This is a genomic window from Burkholderia sp. 9120 (genome assembly GCF_000745015.1).
In the GTDB taxonomy this organism is placed as follows: Bacteria; Pseudomonadota; Gammaproteobacteria; order Burkholderiales; family Burkholderiaceae; genus Paraburkholderia.
Map to the genome: position 1 here is coordinate 3610657 of NZ_JQNA01000002.1, position 19777 is coordinate 3630433.

13 protein-coding genes are annotated in these 19777 nt (G+C 61.4%); 8 read left to right on the forward strand and 5 right to left on the reverse strand.

What is annotated here, in order from left to right; genetic code table 11:
• The first annotated feature begins 134 nt into the window (after window positions 1-134).
• The 3 genes from FA94_RS24455 to tetH all read left to right on the forward strand — a co-directional run bounded on the left by FA94_RS24455 (window position 135) and on the right by tetH (window position 3760).
• Window positions 135-1007, forward strand: coding sequence for a LysR family transcriptional regulator (locus FA94_RS24455; protein WP_035556090.1), 873 nt, complete (start codon window positions 135-137; stop codon window positions 1005-1007).
• 264 nt (window positions 1008-1271) lie between these two features.
• The gene (locus tag FA94_RS24460; protein ID WP_197070241.1) at window positions 1272-2861 is read left to right on the forward strand and encodes a serine hydrolase; all 1590 of its coding nucleotides are present in this window, start codon (window positions 1272-1274) and stop codon (window positions 2859-2861) included.
• 89 nt (window positions 2862-2950) lie between these two features.
• Window positions 2951-3760: a thiosulfate dehydrogenase gene (tetH, locus tag FA94_RS24465; protein WP_035556092.1), complete on the forward strand. Its 810-nt coding sequence runs from the start codon at window positions 2951-2953 to the stop codon at window positions 3758-3760.
• Between the two features lie 145 nt (window positions 3761-3905).
• On the opposite strand, the gene FA94_RS24470 is transcribed toward tetH, so the two are convergent.
• Window positions 3906-4598, reverse strand: coding sequence for a response regulator transcription factor (locus tag FA94_RS24470; RefSeq protein ID WP_035556094.1), 693 nt, complete (start codon window positions 4596-4598; stop codon window positions 3906-3908).
• Window positions 4599-5061: 463 nt separating this feature from the next.
• Here FA94_RS24470 and FA94_RS24475 point away from each other — a divergent pair, with 463 nt between their 5' ends.
• From FA94_RS24475 to FA94_RS24490, 4 genes are all read left to right on the forward strand, one after another.
• A complete protein-coding gene (locus FA94_RS24475; RefSeq protein ID WP_035556095.1) occupies window positions 5062-5439 on the forward strand; it encodes a response regulator in 378 nt (125 codons plus the stop codon).
• A gap of 153 nt (window positions 5440-5592) precedes the next feature.
• The gene (locus FA94_RS24480; protein ID WP_035556097.1) at window positions 5593-6816 is read left to right on the forward strand and encodes a cytochrome P450; all 1224 of its coding nucleotides are present in this window, start codon (window positions 5593-5595) and stop codon (window positions 6814-6816) included.
• Between the two features lie 204 nt (window positions 6817-7020).
• Window positions 7021-8007, forward strand: a complete 987-nt coding sequence (locus FA94_RS24485) for a zinc-dependent alcohol dehydrogenase family protein (protein ID WP_035556099.1) — start codon at window positions 7021-7023, stop codon at window positions 8005-8007.
• A gap of 72 nt (window positions 8008-8079) precedes the next feature.
• On the forward strand, window positions 8080-9333 hold the full coding sequence (locus FA94_RS24490) for an ABC transporter substrate-binding protein (protein WP_231585025.1): 1254 nt from the start codon (window positions 8080-8082) through the stop codon (window positions 9331-9333).
• Here FA94_RS24490 and FA94_RS24495 read toward each other — a convergent pair.
• Complete coding sequence (locus tag FA94_RS24495; RefSeq protein WP_081936091.1) at window positions 9330-14651, reverse strand: trifunctional serine/threonine-protein kinase/ATP-binding protein/sensor histidine kinase; 5322 nt, start codon at window positions 14649-14651, stop codon at window positions 9330-9332. The genes FA94_RS24490 and FA94_RS24495 overlap by 4 nt on opposite strands.
• Before the next feature lie 95 nt (window positions 14652-14746).
• On the opposite strand from FA94_RS24495, the gene FA94_RS24500 reads away from it, so the two are divergent.
• Window positions 14747-16405 carry a GMC family oxidoreductase gene (locus FA94_RS24500; protein WP_197070242.1) on the forward strand — a complete coding sequence of 553 codons (1659 nt, stop codon included), beginning with the start codon at window positions 14747-14749 and terminating at the stop codon, window positions 16403-16405.
• Window positions 16406-16523: 118 nt separating this feature from the next.
• On the opposite strand, the gene FA94_RS24505 is transcribed toward FA94_RS24500, so the two are convergent.
• From FA94_RS24505 to FA94_RS24515, 3 genes are all read right to left on the reverse strand, one after another.
• Window positions 16524-17990, reverse strand: coding sequence for a YncE family protein (locus FA94_RS24505; protein ID WP_197070243.1), 1467 nt, complete (start codon window positions 17988-17990; stop codon window positions 16524-16526).
• A 37-nt stretch (window positions 17991-18027) separates the two neighbouring features.
• Window positions 18028-18444 carry a DUF305 domain-containing protein gene (locus FA94_RS24510; RefSeq protein ID WP_156126824.1) on the reverse strand — a complete coding sequence of 139 codons (417 nt, stop codon included), beginning with the start codon at window positions 18442-18444 and terminating at the stop codon, window positions 18028-18030.
• Between the two features lie 253 nt (window positions 18445-18697).
• Window positions 18698-19774 carry an NAD(P)H-dependent flavin oxidoreductase gene (locus tag FA94_RS24515; protein ID WP_035556103.1) on the reverse strand — a complete coding sequence of 359 codons (1077 nt, stop codon included), beginning with the start codon at window positions 19772-19774 and terminating at the stop codon, window positions 18698-18700.
• Window positions 19775-19777 lie beyond the last annotated feature (3 nt).

Sequence of the window (19777 nt, forward strand, 5' to 3'; positions counted from 1 at the left end):
AGTTCCATCGGCAGGTCAGGCGGGGAATAGACCTTGCCCTAGACCTTGTCGGCTGAAGTCGTCCCCATGGTAGAGGCATTGGCTTTGTGCGAATATTCCCCATCACTGCGCACCCTCCTTGAGAAAATGCACCGATGTTCGATTGGGAAAACATGCGTCATTTCCTCGCGCTCGCCCGCATCGGGACGTTTTCGGGGGCCGCACGCAGCCTGAAGGTCGATCACGCGACGGTGAGCCGACGCCTGAGCGCATTGGAGGACGAGATGAAGACCCGTCTGGTCGAGCGTCTCCCCCGATCGTGCAAGCTCACTCATGCCGGCCAGCGGGTGTTCGAACTGGCGCAAGGCATGGAAGAGCATGCCTATTCGATCGAACGATTCCTGGATGTCAGCCTTTCCCCGCCGAGGCACAAAGTCTCACTGAGCGCACCGCCTGTGCTGGTGGCGAGTTATCTGGTGAAGCATCTGGCGGACTTCCGGATTGCCAATCCCGGTGTGCAGTTGTCTCTGTCGGGCGAACCCCGGCAAGTCTCCTTGAGTCGACGCGAAGCAGACATCGCCCTCAGGCTGGTTCGGCCAACGGAAGCGACCACGGTGGTACGAAAGCTTGGGCGCATGTCGTTTGATCTTTACGCCAGCAAGGACTACCCGCATCTGCACGATCCGGCTGCCTGGGAGTTCATTGCCTACGATGCCGGCCTCGTGGATGTTCCCCAGCAGACCTGGTTGATGAACGTGGCAGCAGGGAGACCGATTGCCTGCGAAATCGGCGACATCACCGGTCATGTCGCCGCGGCTCGAGCGGGCGTCGGCGTGGCGGGCTTACCGTGCTTCCTGGCGGACACGGACCCGAATCTGCGGCGAGTCGCCTACGATGGCGAACGATTTGCACGAGATATCTGGATGGCCGTGCATCGGGATCTGCGCCGCTTGCCGCAAGTGCGGGCGGTGATGAACTTTCTACTAAGGATCATCGCGGAAAATGCCGCCTTTACGGCCGGCGATTAAAAAAACGCGTTTGCCGTAGAACCTTAATCAACTGCCGCGCGCGAGTTGAAAAGCGACCGTATCCAATACCAACGGATACCTCGAGTACTGTTAAGACTACCTTCCGGACGCCGAAGGTACGATGGTCGTCAGCCTCCGCCAAATCTAATCTACCTACATCCGGGTACAGATGAACCCGGCTTCCGGTTGGGACCCAGCGCATCGGCGACAACGCCTGAAAAGCGCATCCCACGAATAAAACGTTCTATTTGCGGAGCAGATCAAATGAAGACATCCAGCATCAGCCTGGCCGCTGCGGTTTTGTCCATCGGCATGGCATTGTCGGTCGCGTCGCCTTCAACCTACGCAGCACGAGGCGACGCGCGTCTTGAATATTACGGACAAAGCATCGACACGATGATTGCCGATTTCATGCAGGAAAAGCACATTTCCGGCTTGAGCATGGCTATCGTCGAGGCGCCTTATATTCCCCGCGTCGCAGGCTATGGTGAAAGCGACACGACGAAGAAACTGCTGGCGTCTCAGGGCACACTCTGGAATATCGGGCCGATCACTCAGGGTTATACGGCAGTCGCGGTAATGCAACTGGTCGAAGCCGGCAAGATGGATCTGCACGCGCCGATCGCGACCTATGTTCAGGGCCTGCCGTCCGCGTGGTCGAAGCTCACGGTGATGCAATTGCTACAACACGCCACGGGTCTCGCCGACTATCGGCAAGTGCCGGGCTATGACGCGACCCGTGAATATCAGCCGCAACAGCTTCTTGATCTGGTGAAAGACAACAAGCTGGCATTCAAGCCAGGGACCGCCGTGGCGCAAAGCGCGACGAATTTTCTGCTGCTGGGCATGGCAATCGAAACGGCTAGCGGCATGAGCTATCACGACTTCATTTGGAACGGTCAGATCAAGCCGTTGAATCTGACGCACACCATGTTCATTGAAGACTTTCCCGCGCATGCCGCGATCGATCCGGTCGAGAAGACCGGAATGCGCCACCACCTGTTCACCACCGACGGCCACTATATCAATCCCGTCGAACCGTCCGCCGGTTATCGGCTGGTCGACGGAAAGCTGACGGATGCGCCGCCCGCGACCTCGTCGAGCTCGTTTGCGTTCGGTTCGTTGTGGGCCTCGGCGGAGGATGTCAGCACCTGGGATATCGCACTGGCCGGCAACGAGGTGATCAAGGAGGCGGCCCATCGCGAGCTCGTCTACAAGCCGACCCGCCTCGACAACGGCACGGTTGTGCCGGCCATGGCCGGCTGGCAGTTCACGAGGCATAAAGGCTTCATGGATATCAAGGGCAATGCGCCGGGCTATAGCGCTTACCTGAGCCGCTTCACCGATCCTGACGAACTGGTTTGCGTGACGCTGCTCGCGAATACCGAAGGCGTCGATCTGACGGATCTCGCGCGACGCATCGCGTCGGCCTATGACGCCCGTTTGGGCTCGGGTAACGATCCCGCGCAAACCTCCACGTATGAAAGTGTATTCGGCGTGAAGGACACGGTGGCACGCCTTGAAAAGAACATCAAAGCGGCGAATGGCCAGATCTTCGCGCACTTCGATCATCAGATGAACGCGCAGCAGGTGGGACTCACCATGCGCCCGACCGAAGTCATCGTGTTCGGCAATCCGGCAGCCGGCACCCGGCTGATGCAGGAACAACCGGGTATCGCCAGTGAATTGCCGTTGCGTGTCGCGGTGTGGGAAGACGAGCGCGGCAGAACGTGGGTGAGCTATACCAACTTCGACCGGCTCGCGGAACGTTACGGCATTCACGACGCCAAGACTATCGCTGCCATGAAAGCCGGCGTTGCCGAACTCGTGCGCAAGTCGAGTAGCGCGTATTGAACCGAACGGTTTGTCTGGCGTGTGCACGGCGCCGCCAGCAAAACACCGTCAGACAGACACACAAATAAATACCAATCATGAGGTTTGACATGTCGACTACTCTGCAAGGCTCAAAACGCCGCGACGTTCTTCGAACAATGGGTTTCGCCGCGCTCTCCGTCGCCGCGCTTCTGCCGCAACGGCGCGCAGAAGCGAAGGAAGCGCACGACATCGAGATGACGTCGGATCTGAATGGCGCGACGACGCTCGCGCAACTCGGCAAGCGCCTCGCCGCCGTACCGCGTCGCCGTAATTTCGAGTCCGTGCCATTCATGCTCACGGATCGCCAGTACTGGGATTACGACGCCGCCGAGCAGTTGTTGCGGTATCGGCACAAAGCCCGTCAGGTCTGGGAAAACACGGATCTCGCCGGGCCATGGCCTGGACTGATGCGTGAGGCGATGAACGGGCAGGTCTTTGCCAACGGCGATGCGGATTTTCTGGCGGTTTCCGCAACTCACGGTCTTGCGCACCTGGCGCTGTTCGCGCAACCGATGTGGGACAAGTACAACCTCGCCGCGCTCGCGGGGCCGAAGTTCGCCACGAACACGCTGATCGTCGAAAAAGCAGGGGCTTCGCGATCGGACAGCACGGAAGACGTGGCCGGGTTTTACGGGCCGGCGAATAACAACGTGACTTCGCTGCAGCGTCGTGGGGCGGTCTTTATCGCCTGTCACGATTCCATTCACGCCATCTCGCGTGCGGTTCAGAGTTCGGCGGGGCGGCCTGCGGCATCGGCCGATAAAATTGCCGCGGATCTGACTAACAACCTGATTCCGGATGCCGTGCTGGTCCCGAGCGTGGTGTCGTTTATGGTCGACCTCCAAAGCCGGGGCTTCACCTATTCGAAAGGCGGTTGAGTGTTTTGGTAGGCGGTAGATGGGACCGATGGAGCGCGGCGCGCTCCGTCGTCTATGTTGTTGTTCGTTGTTGTTCGTCGCCGCTCGCACGCAGCGACTCTTTCTCAACAGGCTACAGCGCGCGTAGTGGACAGGGCGGCCTGAATCAAGCCTGACTGCGAGGAAGCGCTTCGCTCTTCACGCCAGGTTCGACACCCAACGTTTGCACCTTGCGAACCAGATCGGCCACCGAGCGGGCCGCCATCTTCCGCATGGCCTGTCCGCGGTGCATCTTCACCGTGACTTCGCTGACACTCATTTCCGAAGCGATCTGTTTATTGAGCAGGCCGGCAAGGACGAAACTCACCACTTCGCGCTCGCGTGGCGTGAGCGAATCATAAGACGCGCGCAACGACAGCACGGATTGCTCGGCCACCATTCTCCCGCGGTCTTTCTCCAGCGCGTTCGACACGGCGTCGAGCATGTCCTGATCGCGAAACGGTTTCGCGAGGAAATCCTGCGCGCCGGCTTTCATGGCTTTGACGGTCATGGCAATGTCGCCGTAGCCGGTCAGGAAGATGACCGGCATGCGCAGATTGCGGCTCGCCATTGCGTCCTGAAACTGCAGTCCGTTCTCGCCGCGTAAGCGGACGTCGAGAATCAGGCAACTCGGCATGGCCTGTTTCGAATAATCGAGAAATTCTTGCGACGACGCGAACGTCTCGACCGACAGTCCCACTGAGCGCAGCAGGCCGACCAACGCCCGCCGCACGGATTCGTCGTCGTCGACGACATAGACGATCGATGTCTCCATAGTTGGGTTGGATTTGTTCGCGGCGGGATGTCGCTGGGGAATCATCTGGAGTGCTCCTTCGTCCTTCAGTGCAACGCACTGGCTTGCTTGACCGGACCGGCAGTCGGCGCGCGCCTGGTTGATTGTTATTAGGCTTGATTGACTGATTCAGCCGATTCTCACGGCGCGCAGCGGATCGAATTGCGGGGGCTATACGTTGCGCTGGGCCATTTTAGGCCAGCTTGACCATGCCGCGCCAGCGTCGCGCCATGCTTTCGAAACGTAAGCGGCAGGAAGCTGTGAGTCGGCGTGGCGGCCGGGCAATCAGCGCGTGCCACTATCCCTTGGTCTAGGGGTGTTCGACACGCCGCCCCGGTGTCGACCGGCGTTGCGCGATGCCGGCGGGAAAAAGCGGGTGGCGTCCCATACTTTAGTATGCTTTTCGTCAGGCAACGCAGTGGATAGGCTCAGGTTGTGCCCGCGTCCAGTGCCGTCCCGGCCTCGACAGGCATTCTCTATTGAGCACCGATTGCGCACCGAACCCATCAAGATTGTCGCCGTCGTGGAAGATGACGAGGCCATCAGGAACGCCACGGCCGGTCTCGTCCGTTCGCTCGGATGGAGCGTGCGCCTGTTCGATTCGGCCAGTGCGTTTCTGCAGTCGTCCGGCATCGCGGAAACGGACTGTCTGATTTCGGACGTGCGGATGCCGACCATGTCCGGCATCGAAATGCACAACCGGCTCGTGCAGGCCGGCTACTCGCTGACCACCATTTTCATCACGGCGTTCTCCACGCCGGCGCTCAACGCCAAGCTTCAGGAGCCGGGCGTGGTGGCCATTCTGGAAAAACCGATCGACGCCGCCGCGATGGCCGATTGCCTCACGCGCGCGTTAGGCTTGCCTTGAGTTCGGCGCGCGCGCCGCGCCGATCGTTTGAGACGAATGAGCAGGTTTTTGAGTCGTTCGAGTCTTCGCGCGGCTCAACGGTCCGTCTATGCTGAGGTTGAATCAAGGGCACGCATGCCCTAAGACAACTCACCACCACGACCGGATTGAACGATGAACTTCCACGATTTTGCGTCGCCAGCATTTTTCGAAAATCCCTATCCGTTCTACGAAAAGATACGACGCGCCGGCGCGATCGTGCCCGTCGGTCCGAATGCGGTCGTCACGGGCCGGGCCTCCGTGATCGAAGCGCTGCTGCGTCACCGCGCCATGGGCAAAACCTACCTGCAGAGCGTGATTGCGCGATACGGTGAAAGCGCGCCGTCGCAGCCCGTGTTCAAGGCGTTGAGCCGCACGTTCCTGTTGCTGAATCCGCCTGTGCATACCTCGTTGCGCGCCAATCTGATGCAGGCTTTCAACGCCCGCCAGGTGGACACGTTGCGGGACATTGTCGAGTCGACGGCGAGCCGCCTCGCTGAACGTCTGGCCGCACAACCGGAGTTCGATGTGATGCGCGACTACGCGCCGCCGCTGCCGGTGGAAATCATTTGCCGCCTGCTCGATATTCCGCGCGAGCACGGTGAGAACCTCGGGGCCGATGCCAGCCGGCTGGTCGCGGCCTTCGACCTGGCGCCGCTGAACGACGCCGCACTCGCGCAAGCGAACCAGGCCGCGTTGTCGCTGGAGGCGTACTTCCGGATTGTGGTCGCGCAAAGACGAACCACGCCGGGAGACGACATTGTTTCGTCGCTGCTGAGCGTTGCGGAAGGCGGCGTGCCGCTGACCGACGACGAAGTCATTTCCAACGTGATCCTGCTGTTCATCGCCGGGCATGAGACCACCTCGAACATGATCGGCAATGCGCTGATCTCGCTGCATCGTCATCCGGAAAAACTCGCGGAGCTGAAGCGAGAGCCGGCGCTCATGCCGAAGGCGGTATTGGAATGCATGCGTTACGACAGTTCGGTGCACATGGTGGTGCGTACCGCGCTGGAAGAGGTGGTGGTGGATGAGGTGACGCTGGCGCCGGGAACGATCGTTTTCATGCTGATCGGCGCGGCCAATCGCGATCCCGACTTATATGTGCAGCCCGATCAGATCGACTTCGAGCGCGCCGAAAACACGCGGTTTCTGTCGTTTGGGGCGGGCATTCACTACTGCCTTGGCGCGCGCGTCGCGTTGCTGGAAATCGAGGTCGCGTTGAAGACGTTGTTCCGCTATTTCCCCGATCTGCAAATCGTCGAACCCGATCGTCTGCAATGGCACCAGCACAATAACCTGCGCGGCGTGCATTCGCTGACTGCACGCACCTCTGCTCGCACAGTTGCGGTTCGTTAATCCAGATGAATTGAGCCATGGCGATATGGACCAAGGTATGGGACGACATGACCTATGGCCACTTGTTCGCTCAACCCAGGCCCACTAATCTGGAACCGTTGTAGCGTCGCCGATTGTTCATGACATGACATGACGCTTCGTTACGCCGCCATCGCGCGCTCTCCAATCTCTTTACGACCAGCCGGTCACTCAAAGGACGTCATCATGTCCATGCAAGCTCTTGTACTCAACCGTTATAACGGACCACTCGAACTCACCACCCTCGTGCGCCCCGAACCGGCGCGAGGCGAGGTGCTGATTCGCATCGCGGCCAGCGGATTGAACCCGCTCGACACGAAGATCCGTGCCGGTAGCGCGGCCCATGCGAAGCATCCGCTGCCTCTCGTGCTCGGTATCGATATGGCGGGCGTCGTGGAATCGGTCGGTGCTGGCGTGAGCGCGTTCAAGCCGGGTGACGAGGTGTATGGAATGACCGGCGGCGTAGGCGGCATTCAAGGGTCGCTCGCGCAGTACGCCGCGGTCGACGCCGAGCTGTTGGCACTCAAACCATCCAGTCTGTCGATGCGCGAAGCCGCCGCGCTGCCCCTCGCTTTTATTACGTCTTACTCGGGCATTGTCGATCGTGCCCATCTGCAGCCCGGTCAAACGGTGCTGGTGCAAGGCGGCGCGGGCGGTGTGGGTCATGTCTCGGTGCAACTCGCGCGGGCGCTCGGCGCGAAGGTGTTCGCCACGGCGAGCGCCGGCAACCAGGCCGTGCTCGCGCAGTTTGGCGCGACGCCGATCGATTACGCGACGCAGACGGTTGAACAGTACGTTGGCTCGTGTACGGAAGGCGCGGGCTTCGATCTGGTGGTCGACACCGTGGGCGGCCCGACGCTCGACGCGTCGTTCGCCGCCGTGAAGCACTTTGGCCATGTGGTGAGCGCGCTCGGCTGGGGCACCCATGCGCTTGCACCGCTATCGTTCCGCGAAGCGACGTACTCCGGTGTTTTCACGTTGCACGCGCTGTTGAGCGGCACAGGCCGTGCACACCACGGCGAGATGATGCGCGAAGCCACACGGCTCGCGCAGACCGGCAAACTGGTTCCGCGCGTCGATCCACGCCGCTTCGATCTGAGTTCCGCCGAGCAGGCTTACGAGGCGCTCATCGACGGCACGGCGCAAGGTAAGATCGTGGTGGATATCGCGTGAAACGGTGCGCCAACTCGTTGGCCTGTCGCAGGACCGCGTAACTTCTCAATTAGAAAAAAGGAGGCGGGACAGATGCCATTCAAGATGCCGTTCAAGGCGCGAGTTGGTCAGATCGTTTTATTCAGCGGCGCGGCCGCCGCATTGCTTGGCCCCGGCCATGTCGTTGCGCAGCCGCTTCGTTTGTCGGACGGGATCGTCAAGATTGGCGTGTTGACCGACCTGTCCGGGGTTTATTCGGCGGTGGGCGGGCAGGGCGCCGTCGAAGCCGTGAGAATGGCGGCGGACGATTTCATGAAGGCCAATCCTGGCATCAAGGTCGAAGTCATTTACGCGGATCATCAGAACAAGGCGGATATCGCGGCGAGCAAAGCACGCGAATGGTTCGATACGCAACAGGTCGACATGATTACCGATCTGGCTTCCTCGGGTGCGGGCCTTGCCGTGGTCGACGTCGCCAACCAGAAAAACCGCATTGCGATTGCCACCGGGCCGTCCACCTCGGATCTGACGGGGATGAAGTGCACGCCGGTTAGCGTGCATTACGTCTACGACACTTACGCGCTGGCTCACGGCGCGGGAGACGCGATGGCAAAACGCGGCGCCGATAGCTGGTACTTTATCGCGGCCGACTACGCGTTCGGCGCGGCACTCGTCAAAGACACGACCGAAGCCATCAAGGGGGACGGCGGCAAGGTGCTCGGCACCGTGCGCGCGCCGCTCGACACGGCTGATTTTTCGTCGTACATGCTGCAGGCGCAGTCGTCCGGCGCCAAGGTGATCGGGCTCGCGAACGCGGGCGGCGATTTCGTCAATGCAGTGAAAAGCGCGAACGAATTCGGCATTACCCGATCCGGCAAACAGCAGATTGCGGGCTTGCTGGTGTTCCTGTCCGACATTCACGCGCTTGGCCTGCAAACCGCGCAAGGCCTCCAGTTCGCCACCGGTTTCTACTGGGATCGGAATGACGCGTCCCGCAAGTGGTCGAAGCGCTTTTACGACAAGATGAAAGTCATGCCGACCCAGGTCCAGGCCGGCGACTATTCATCGACCCTGCACTATCTGGAGGCCGTCAAGGCGGCGGGCACGGACGACACGGCCGCCGTGATGAAGAAAATGAAGGAACTGCCGATCAACGACTTCTTTGCCACGAATGGCCGGATTCGCGAAGACGGTCGGATGGTGCACGACATGTATCTGGTGCAGGTGAAGAGCCCGGCGCAGTCCCACTATCCGTGGGATTACTACAGCATCAAAGCGGTGATACCCGCCGACCAGGCGTTCCGGCCGCTCGCCGAAAGCACCTGCCCACTCGTCAAAAAACCCTAGCGAAGGGGGGCGGCCGGCAGGACGAGACTGAACACGGCGCCATGAGGATCGCCCGGCGCCACCGTCAGTTCGCCGCCATGGACTTCTGCGATTGACCGGCAGATCGACAGCCCCATGCCCATGCCCGACTGCTTGGTTGTCACGAACGGCTCGAAGACCCGCTCGGCCACCTCGGGGGCGAGCCCCGGCCCCGTGTCCTCGACCCGTACGAGGGCGCGTTCTCCCTGCAGCGCTTCGCAGGCCAGGGTCAGGACGCGAGGTCGTTCGTTCACGGCACTCATGGCTTCCGTCGCGTTCATGATCAGGTTCAGCACGACCTGCTGTACCTGAATGCGATCGCCATTCACCCGGACTTCGTGCGGCGGCCGGTGAATGACGTCGACGTGATGGTCCTGTATCTGGCCGCGCAACATGGTCAGTACTTCGAAGACGGCATCGCCGAGATCGAACACGCTGAAAGTCGGCTCCGATTGCTTCGCCATGGCCCGCAGGCTTTTGATGACCTGAGACGCCCGCTGACTGTCTTCGGCAACATTGGTGAGCATGATCCTCGCCTCGGCGACCTCGGGCGTGGGCCGGTCGAGCCAGCGCAAAGCCGCCCCGATCGACGTCTGAATAGCCATGAGCGGCTGGCTCACCTCGTGGACGATCGACACCACCAGTTCGCCCATCGTCGTCACCCGCGTCATTCGCGCCAGGTTGGCCAGCGCGCTGCTCAGCGCCTCTTCGGCTTTCGCTCGCGCCCGGTTCTGTTCGATCAGGTCTTCGTAGAGTCGCGCGTTGTCCACGGCGATCGCCGCCTGGCTTCCGAGTACGGACAACACCGCGGTCTTGTCGGCCGTGAACGCGCCGACGGCCAGCTCGTTTTCCACGTACAGCACGCCGATCAGGTTCGCCTGTTTGAGGAGCGGCGTGCAGACAATCGAGCGGGAGCGATTACGCTGCACGTAGTCGTCGCGAACGAATGCACCGATCTCGCAGGCATTGTCCAGCACCACATGCTTGCCCGTACGCACGACCGCGTGCACTACCGAGGTCGCGACGTCGGCAGGCGAAATCGGCGAGGTGGCGACGCTAACCTCGATGCGATCCGGCCGTACCCGCGCCTGTGCCTCGATCCGCATCTCGGTGCCGTGCGCCAGCGCCAGCACGCAGCGCCTCGCGCCCGCATGTTGCAGCGCGGTCGTGACCAGGGTTTCGATCAGCCGGGCCAGAACGATTTCACTGGCAAGCGCGTTCGACGCCTTGATGACGGCGGCGATATCGAGTTGCTGAAAGGCCGGATCTTCCTGTCGTGGCGCCACGGCGGCGGGATCCGTTTCGCGCGGTAGGCCGTAGCGGCGATCCAGTTCATCGGTCTTGGCTTTGGCGCCCCATTGCGCGTAAGCGCGACGCGCGTCGCGCAGATAGGCGCGTGCGTTCTCCTTGAGTCCGCGCGTCAGGTAAAACGCAGCCGCGAGTTCATTGGCCACTGCCTCGATCGGCAAGAACCGGTTCGCTTTGGAATGACGGATCGCTTCGTCGTAGAGGTGTTCCGCGCGGGCCGACGAGTGCTCCTGTCTGTCCAGTTGGGCGATGCGCGCGGTGACGAGGGCACTGCGGCCCGCGAAGTTGACCGGACAGGTTTGCGCCCACGCAGCCAGCTGGGCGGAATGCGCGGCGAGCGCGGTCCAATGAATGCGCCGGGTGTCCTCGTCGACGGCCGACGCACACGCGTCAGCTCGCGTGAGCGCGCCGTAGAAGTGATAGTCGATCACTTCGAGAATGGTCGTCGAGGCGCGCAGCGACGGCTGGGCCATCTGTTCGGCCTCAAGCGCCGCGTCGATCCGTCCGAACGTGAAGCGGGCCTGCAAACGGTACGTCCACTCGGAAAATGCCACGCTCGTTGTCATGTCCCGCGCGGCTTCGTCGATATCGTGGTGACGCTCGGCGCCGGTTTCGCGAAGGGCTTTCACGAGTTCGAGCTGGCCGCCCAATAGCCCGAGGTACAAGGCAAAGCGTGACGCGCTCGCAATCGAGAAGCCTTTTTCCGCCTCGCGCTGGACCTCCTCGAGCGGCGCGCCGGCGAGAAGCAGAAGACTCGCCACGTTCCTCGCGCTGGAGACGTCGAACACCAGATTGCCGATTTCCGACGAAATCCGGTAAGCCTGTTCGACAAACGGCATGCACTCGTCGAGCGGCCGGGTCCACGGAATCACGAGACTGCCGAAGCGCATGTAGACCCGCGACTTGTAGCGCGACTGGCCGCAACGGTCGATCACCTCGATAGCCAGTTTTCCAAATTCGTAGCCGCTCGCATAGTCGCCATAACGCGCGCCGTACACGAAATTCAGAAAGACAAACCCAAAGCTCGATGCATCGCACAGACCATGCTCGACGCTCAGGTTGGCGACATTCAGCAGGATGATGTCGAGCAGGTTGACGTCGATGAACAGCGCGGGCGGGATCATGTCCGCCAACGCCTCGATCGCGCTGTGCCAGAGCGGATCGCTGATGGTGGGCAACTGCGCGAGGTCCGCCACTTTGCGGTTACCGATGCGGCGTTGCAGACTGGCAAATGCCTCATCGACCTGCGCGTGAGTCGGCCTTGCTTCGATGTGCAGTCCAAGGCGGCGCAGATAGTCGAGGCCCGCCTCCATGCCCAGATCGGCGCGACTTTGCGCGGTGTACAGACCCGTTATCAACCGTGTCAATTCGGCGCGCAACGCCATGCGGATCTCGCGGGTGCCCAGCCTCAGCAGCCGTTCCTCAGCCGCCCCGAGTAGGCCGAGCAGGCACTCGCAGTCGGCGCGGTAGAACTCGACCCAATGCGTGGTCTCGTCTTCGGGTTCCGTGCTCAATAGCGCAGCCGCCGCGACGAAATAGGTCAAGGCCGACGCGTAGGCCGTCGCGGCCTTGGCACGCCGGCCCGCAATGACGTTCAGTTCGGCGAAGCGCCGCCGCTCGTTGCCCGGCGCAACATGGTCGATGCCGAAATTGATCTGGCTGACAATGTCGAACACGTCTTCGACGTTCTGGTCGTCGGTCACGCGCGCGATCATGCGCCGACCGATCTCGAGGTGCAGGGCGACACGCTCGTGTTCCGTCATCGAACCATAGGCGGCTTCGCGAAAGCGGTCGTGTCTGAAGTGATACGCGTCTGCGGCGAGATACACGAGATCGGTGCGCAAGGCGTCGATCAGCGAATCGTGCAGGTCGGCCTCGGAACAGTCTGTGGCGATGGCGAGTGTCGCCACCGGGGCAAAACTGCCCAGACAGGAAAAGTGTCTCAGCGTGGACCGTGTCGCGGCGCCCAGCCGTTCCAGGCGTCGCAGCATCAGATCGACGACGTTATCCGTGTAGGCCTTGGCGCGAATGCGGTCGAAGTCGCGAACATGCAGGCTGGACTGCTGTTCGAATTCGATCAGGCCTTCCTGCGACAGTTCGATCGCGAACTGGGTGGCAAAAAATGGATTGCCGCCGGTTTTTTCCTCGACAAGATCCACCACGGGGTTCACCTGTTCGAGCGAGCATTGCAGGGTACTCGCGATCAACCGTGCGGTGTCGTCGCGATTGAGCGGCGCCAGGTCGAGATGTTGCAGATTGGCGTGCTCCGCCGCCATGAGTTGCCGCAGCGGATGATCGGGGCCGACCTCGTTGCTGCGATAAGCGCCGACCAGCAGAAGATAGGGCGCGCACGACTTTTCGCTCAGATGTGCCAGTGCGCTCATCGTGCCTTCGTCCGACCACTGAAGATCGTCGAAGAAAAGAATCAGCGGGCGCTCGGGTTTGCAGAACACCTTGATCAGATCGGCGGCGGCCGTCAGGAATCGCTCGCGATCGACAGGCACGGGCGCGCCGTCATCCGCGAACTTGTCGCCCAGGATCAGTTGCAGATCGGGGATGACGGTCCACAGCATGCGCGCCTTGCTCCCGAGCGCGTCGAGCAGGCGGCGTTGCGACACCAGAAACGTATCCTGATCTTCGCCGAGAATGGGACGGACCAGTTGCTCGATGATCTGAATCAGCGCGACGTAAGGCGTTGCGCTATTGACCTGCTCGCAGGTGCCGGCGGCGAACAGATGCGACGACGCACCGAGCTGCTTGATCCACTGGCTCACGAGGGAGGTTTTGCCGGCGCCCGAATAGCCCTTCACCAGAATGAGTTGCGACGGTTCGCCGGCGGCGGTTCGCTCGTACGCGCTGCGCAGAACGCCGGTTTCCCCTTCGCGTCCGAAGAGTTGTTGCGAGGTGTGCTGGCGCCCGGACAGCGCGCATATGTCCAGCGGAAACAGGGTGATCCGGTCGCCGGCCTGCCACATCGTTTCGCAGCGTGCCAGGTCGGTGGTCAGGCTCGCGGCCGACTGATAGCGCTCCTCGGGACCTTTCGCGAGGAGCTTCATGACGATCATCTCGACCTGTCTGGGCAGTCCCGCGACCAGCTCCGACGGCAGCGCGGGACGCCGGGCGAGGTGCGCATGCACGAGCGCCAGCCGATCGTTGCCGGCGACCGGTAAGGTGCCCGTCAACATTTCATAGAACGTGCAGCCTAGCGAGTACAGGTCAGCGCGTGCATCGATGCGACGGTTCATCTGCCCGCACACTTCGGGGGCCATGTATTCCACCGCGCCCCGATTCGCATGTCGCAAATCGCTTTCGCGATGTTTCGGGTCGTCGCGAAGCGCGCAGCCGAATCCTGTCAGACGCGCGCTCAGCCGCGCGCCGGCGTCGGGGGTCACGAGAATGTTGTCGGGATTCAGGTCGCAGTGAACGAGACCTTGCTCGTGCGCGCCGCTCAACGCGGCACTGATGCCGCTTGCCAGCCGCAGGAAAACGTCGACGGGCATGGGCGCCCGGCACCTGTCCCGGAGCAGGTCGCCGCCGGGATCGTCCAGCATTAGCACGAGCCTGTTGCCCTGATGCATTAAGTCGGTTGGCCGTGCCGCCCACGGTGAACGCAACGCGGCGCGCAAATCGTATTCGTGATGCAGCCGGCGCGAAGCGTCACGTTCAGCGTTTGGGTTATCGATCGACGCGAAAAGGGCGCGTGCCGCCGTTGGACTCGTGCCGCGCTGCAGCAGTGGCGCAGCGCGAAGCAGGACGAGTGAATAGTCGGTCAAATCCGTCATGGGCGCCGTTGAAAAAAGGAATTCGTCGTGATCTGTGTTTAGCCGCAGGCTCCGGCCAGTTCGAACGTTGCGGACCTGCTGTTCTCCTGCCGACAGTATATTGCTGCGTCCGCTTTGCAAAATCATTCTTCGGCACAGTGTGTGTAATCGACCGCTGTTCACCAGAGGGTGACGTTGAGCCGAACGCGCTATTTTTTGAGCCGTTTGCATGCCCGTGCGGCAACGGGGTTCCTCTACAGTGGTCAGGCAATTGCCTGATCACGCGGACCAGGCGGGACGTCAGGTGGGTTGTGCTAGCGCCGGCAATGACTATCGCTTCGCCGCACCCCTCAACTGAAGATGTGGATACCGGAATGATGACAAACGACACCGACACCCTGTCAGGTTTCGCAGAGCGAGTGCGAAAGAACCAGCAAGAACTTCTGTTGAACCTGGAATCCAGGTTTGATTACATTGTTTGTGGAGCCGGGACGTCAGGCTGCGTTGTTGCAGCAAGACTGGCGTCCGATGCGAACGTCAAGGTTCTGCTTCTTGAAGCAGGCACCGACGACGAAGCCGATGTGATTTCCAACCCCAACTTATGGCCCATGACGCTGGGTAGCGAATTCGACTGGGGCTTTGTCGCGGAACCCAACCCACATCTCAATGGAAGAGCCATTCCCTACTCGATGGGGAAGGGGCTTGGCGGCGGTTCGAGTATCAACGTTTCAACATGGTCCAGAGGGCATAAGGCCGATTGGGATTTTTATGCCTCTGAAACAGGCCATTCGGCGTGGAGTTACGAAAACGTTCTCGCGCTCTATCGGAATCGAATCGAAAGGTGGACCGGAAGCCCCGATCCGGCGTACCGCGGCACCTACGGCGCGGTGCATGTACAACCCGCGGCGAATCCTCACGAATTTTCCGCCGCGCTGCTTGAGGGTGCCGAATCAGCGGGGCTGAGCCGCTTTCCCAACGCGAACGGTCGCATGATGGAGGCGGACGGCGGCTGCGCGCTCGTCGACGAAACAGTGACGGACGGCAAAAGACGGTCCCTGTTCCGCTCTTATGTGATCCCGTTGATGGATCAGCCCAATATCACGGTCCTGACTGGCGCGCTTGTGACTCGGATTACCTTCGATAAGCGCCGTGCCACAGGTGTCGATTTCGAACATCAGGGGAAGTCGATCCACGTGGATGCCACGCGTGAAATCGTGCTCTCTCTCAGTGCGATTCACACGCCGAAGTTGCTCATGCAGTCCGGGATTGGAGACCCCACAGAACTGGGCCGTTTCGAGATTCCGGTTGTGCAGTCGCTCCAGGGTGTGGGGCGTAATCTCCACGATCATTTATCGTTCGGTTGGTCCTGGGAAAATACCGACAAGCCGTTGCCCGCCGAACCCAGAAGTCAAACTGCGTGCTTCTGGAAAACGCGTGACGATCTTGAGAGCCCTAACTTTTACGCGTACGCCATTCAAGGTCCCGTATCGACACCCGAGATCGCGACGCGCTTCAGTCCGCCCGCGTCATCGTGGTCGCTGGTAGTCGGTATGCGGCCGGGCAGTCGAGGTTCGGTTCATCTCACTGGTGCAAATCCGTCGGACCCGGTGAGGATCGAAGCCAACTATCTCGCCGACGCGCAGGACCTCGACGATCTGAAAGCGGGACTCGCCACCGCGCGCGCGATTGGCAATTCGGCGGCTTTGCGGCCTTATAGCGGGCGCGAGATTATGCAAGGGTCGTTGCACGAGTCTGAACTCGCGCGGTTTTTCCGCGATGCGGCCAGTACGTTCTGGCACCAGTGCAGTACGGCAAAGATGGGCCGCGACGAGATGTCCGTGGTCGATGGGGAATTGAAGGTCCACGGGATTGAAGGTCTTCGCGTCGCCGATGCCTCGGTTCTTCCGCGCGTGACGACCGGGAACACGATGGCGCCGTGTGTTGTGATTGGCGAGCAGGCGGCGTTGTTTCTACAGCGCGGCTGACTAGCATAACCAGCCGTTCGAGTGCGGTATCAACGTTGCGCCCGCCGACAAGTCGGCGGGCGCAACGTTGCCCAGAAGGCCCAGCGCTATAGATAGCGCATGGGCCGGTTGACCCGCGTCAGAGTGTCTGGATCTGCACGGCGGTTGCATTCGCGTCGCCGGCTGGCGTGATGACCAGATAGCGCCGTTTATCCGTAGTGGCAGGCGTGGAAGGCGACACGATCTGGCGGATCTGCCCGATCGTATCGACGATCGCCGAGCCCGCTGGGTTTGTCATGAAACGCGCGAGCGGCTCGACCGGGCCGTGGCCATCGGCGTTATCGCTCAAACCGAGCACATACGGCTGTTTTGGTTCGAGTCCCGTTACCGATGCCTGCAGCACCTGCACGACGCCCTGGTCGTACAGCACCACCGAGGTCGGCCGCTTCGCCTCTTTTTTCGCCCCAACCGCGGACAACGAGAGATGGGCGGCTTGTCCCGCGGCGCCAAGCGGTTGCAGGTTTTCCGCGCTTTCGCCGTCGGCGACGGCATTCGTCACATACGCGATCGCCTGCGGCGCCTGTCCGATCGGGACGGTAGCGACAACCTGGTTGAGCAGCGTATCGATGGCGGTCATGGTGTCGGAATTCTCCAGTCCAACGTAGATGCGGCTGCCGTCACCCGACGGCCACACACCGTGCGGCATATCCCCGACGGGGATCGTCGCGACCTGTTTGAAGTCGGTCGTGCGATAGACCTTGACGGCGTTCTGGCCGCCCACGGTGATATACGCGAACGTACCGTTCGCATTGGCGGCGAAATTGACGTGATTCGTGATCGGCCCGGTCTGCAGCGTCTTGAGCAGCGCGAACGGCGGATGCGCATCGAAGACCTGAGTCTCGCCAACGTCTTTCAGCGTAAACCAGACCTGCTTGCCGTCCGGCGTCGCGGCAATGTTGGGGCAAAACGGGCTTGCCTGCGTCACCTTGCCAACAATCTGATGGGTCGCTACCGCGACCACATCGACTTCCGGATTGAACGACGAGCAGATATAGCCATACTTGCCGTCGGGCGAGAAGATCGTCATGCCGGGTCCAGCCGGCGTGGTGATGTGCAGCTTCTCTTCGTATGTCTTCGCGTCAATTACGTCGACGTAATTTTCGCCCCGCACCGTTACCCAGACTTCGCTGCCGTCGGGCGTGAAAAACGCTTCGTGCGGCGAGCGCCCGACGTAGCTGGTGTGCTTGACGAGGTTAGTCTGCGTATCGATAAAGCTCACCGAATTCGAGCCGATCGCGACCACGGCGAGGGTGTGATGATCCGGCGAAAAACCCATGCCGTGCACAAGTACCTGCCCCTTGTAGAGCGGACTGAAATTGCCCGGTGACGGATCGCCGAGCCGGATGACGCCCAGCAGACGGTTGGCGCTGGGATCGATGACGGACACGGTATTCGAAAACTGTTCGGCGGCATAAACCCGGTCGTGGCTCGTGATCGGCACGTTGGCATCGGACGATGCGCCTGGTGCCTGGCCGGCATGCGCGGCGAGCCCGCCGACTGCCGCCGCGATTGAAATGATCAGCCTGGATAGTGTGCGCAGTTGCATGATGTCTCCGATGAAGCGTTCTGAGGAAAGGGCGAAGTCACTGGTCATGCATCGACATCTGCCTATGCGCCGGCATAGGTGTGTCGAGCGATGAGTGGGGGAGGTTCGTGGCAGACGACGGCTGCGTTGGTGCAGGCGCCTGCGGTGGTAACGTCTGCTGGATCGCGACACTCATTGCCGTGATCTCCTGCTGCTGGTCCACGATGATTTCCTGCGCGATCCGTCGAAGCTGTTCGTTGTGGCCATAGCGCAGCTCCGCTTCGGCCATGTCGATTGCGCCCTGGTGATGCGGTTGCATCATGGCGACGAAGTCGCGATCAATGTCGCCGCTCGGCTTGACGCTCATGTGATCCATCATCGTCGTCATGGCACGGTCGTTTTCCGCCATGAACGACGACTCGTTCGGATCTCGCGCGCTGGCTTGCGCGTGCGCGAGGACCGGTGTCAATGCCATGCCTAGCAAGACTGCAAGCACGCCGTAATACCTGGGTGGGCAAGTCGGGACCGTGTGACGTTGCACTGCGGTTGTCATCTAAGCTCTCCTGGTTGACGCTACAGAATGTATGGCGGCCGATCACGCCGGCCAACCTGGCAATCGGCTGAAATCGCTGCGCCAGTATGCGCGCCGATATTTCTCACAACCATGCTGCATTGGGCGAGCGAATCTATACGAACGTATGTTGTCGGCGCGGTCGTTGGCAATGTCATTACTGACGCAAAACGTCCAATGCCTGTTCGGCGATGCGGCGTGTGATTTCCGCGGCAGGCTGGGCCCGCGCAAGACTCGCGGACTGACCACTCCACAACGGCGTGAAGTCGTCGGACCCGGCTGACTCGGCATGGGCGCGCAAAGACGCTAGCGACAATCCGGCAAACGGAAATGGCGGAGCGTGCTCGGAAAGCGGACCCAGCTCGCGAACCGCGCGGTTGACAATGGCACGCGCGGGACGTCCCGTGAAAATGTTCGTCAGCACGGTCGATTGATCTCCCGCCTGCTCCAAGGCACGCCGATAAACACCGGGTAGCGGAATTTCATCTGCCAGCAGATAGGCCGTACCCATCTGCACGGCCGACGCACCCAGCATGAGCGCTGCGGCAAGGCCGCGCCCATCTGCGATACCTCCGGCGGCGATCACCGGCACGTCGACCGCATCGACGATCTGCGGCACCAGCGCGAGTGTGCCCGCCTGCGTATCGAGTGCCCCAGGCAGGAAGCTGCCACGGTGGCCACCCGCTTCCGTGCCCATCGCGATGATGGCATCGCACCCGTTAGCGGCAAGCCATCGCGCTTCAGCCACCGTCGTCGCGGATGAAACGATTTTGGCCCCTGTTGCAGGAACTCTCGCAACCAGAGAGGCTTCCGGCAGGCCGAAATGAAAGCTCACCACTTCTGGAGCGACGTTTTCCACGAACGAGCACCAGCTTTCGTCGAAGGTATGTATGCCTGAGTTGGCAGGCAGCGCCGGCTCCAGCGGCAAGGCCGCCGCCATCGCATGAGGGCGGATGATCTCCGACCAAACGGCGAGGCGCGGCTCGTCGCGCACGGGTGGCGTATGGCAAAAGAAATTCAGGTTCAGCGGCGCCGCCGTTTGCGTCCGGATCAGCGCGACCGCTTCGCGCGCCTGGTCCACACTCAGCAATGCACACGGCAGCGAGCCCAGACCGCCGGCACGCGCAACCGCAATGGCCAGTGGGGCATTACCGACGCCTGCCATCGGCGCCTGAATGATCGGCAATTCAATGCCGAAGAGCGACAGGATTCGCTCGTCGCGCCACGTTTTCATGGT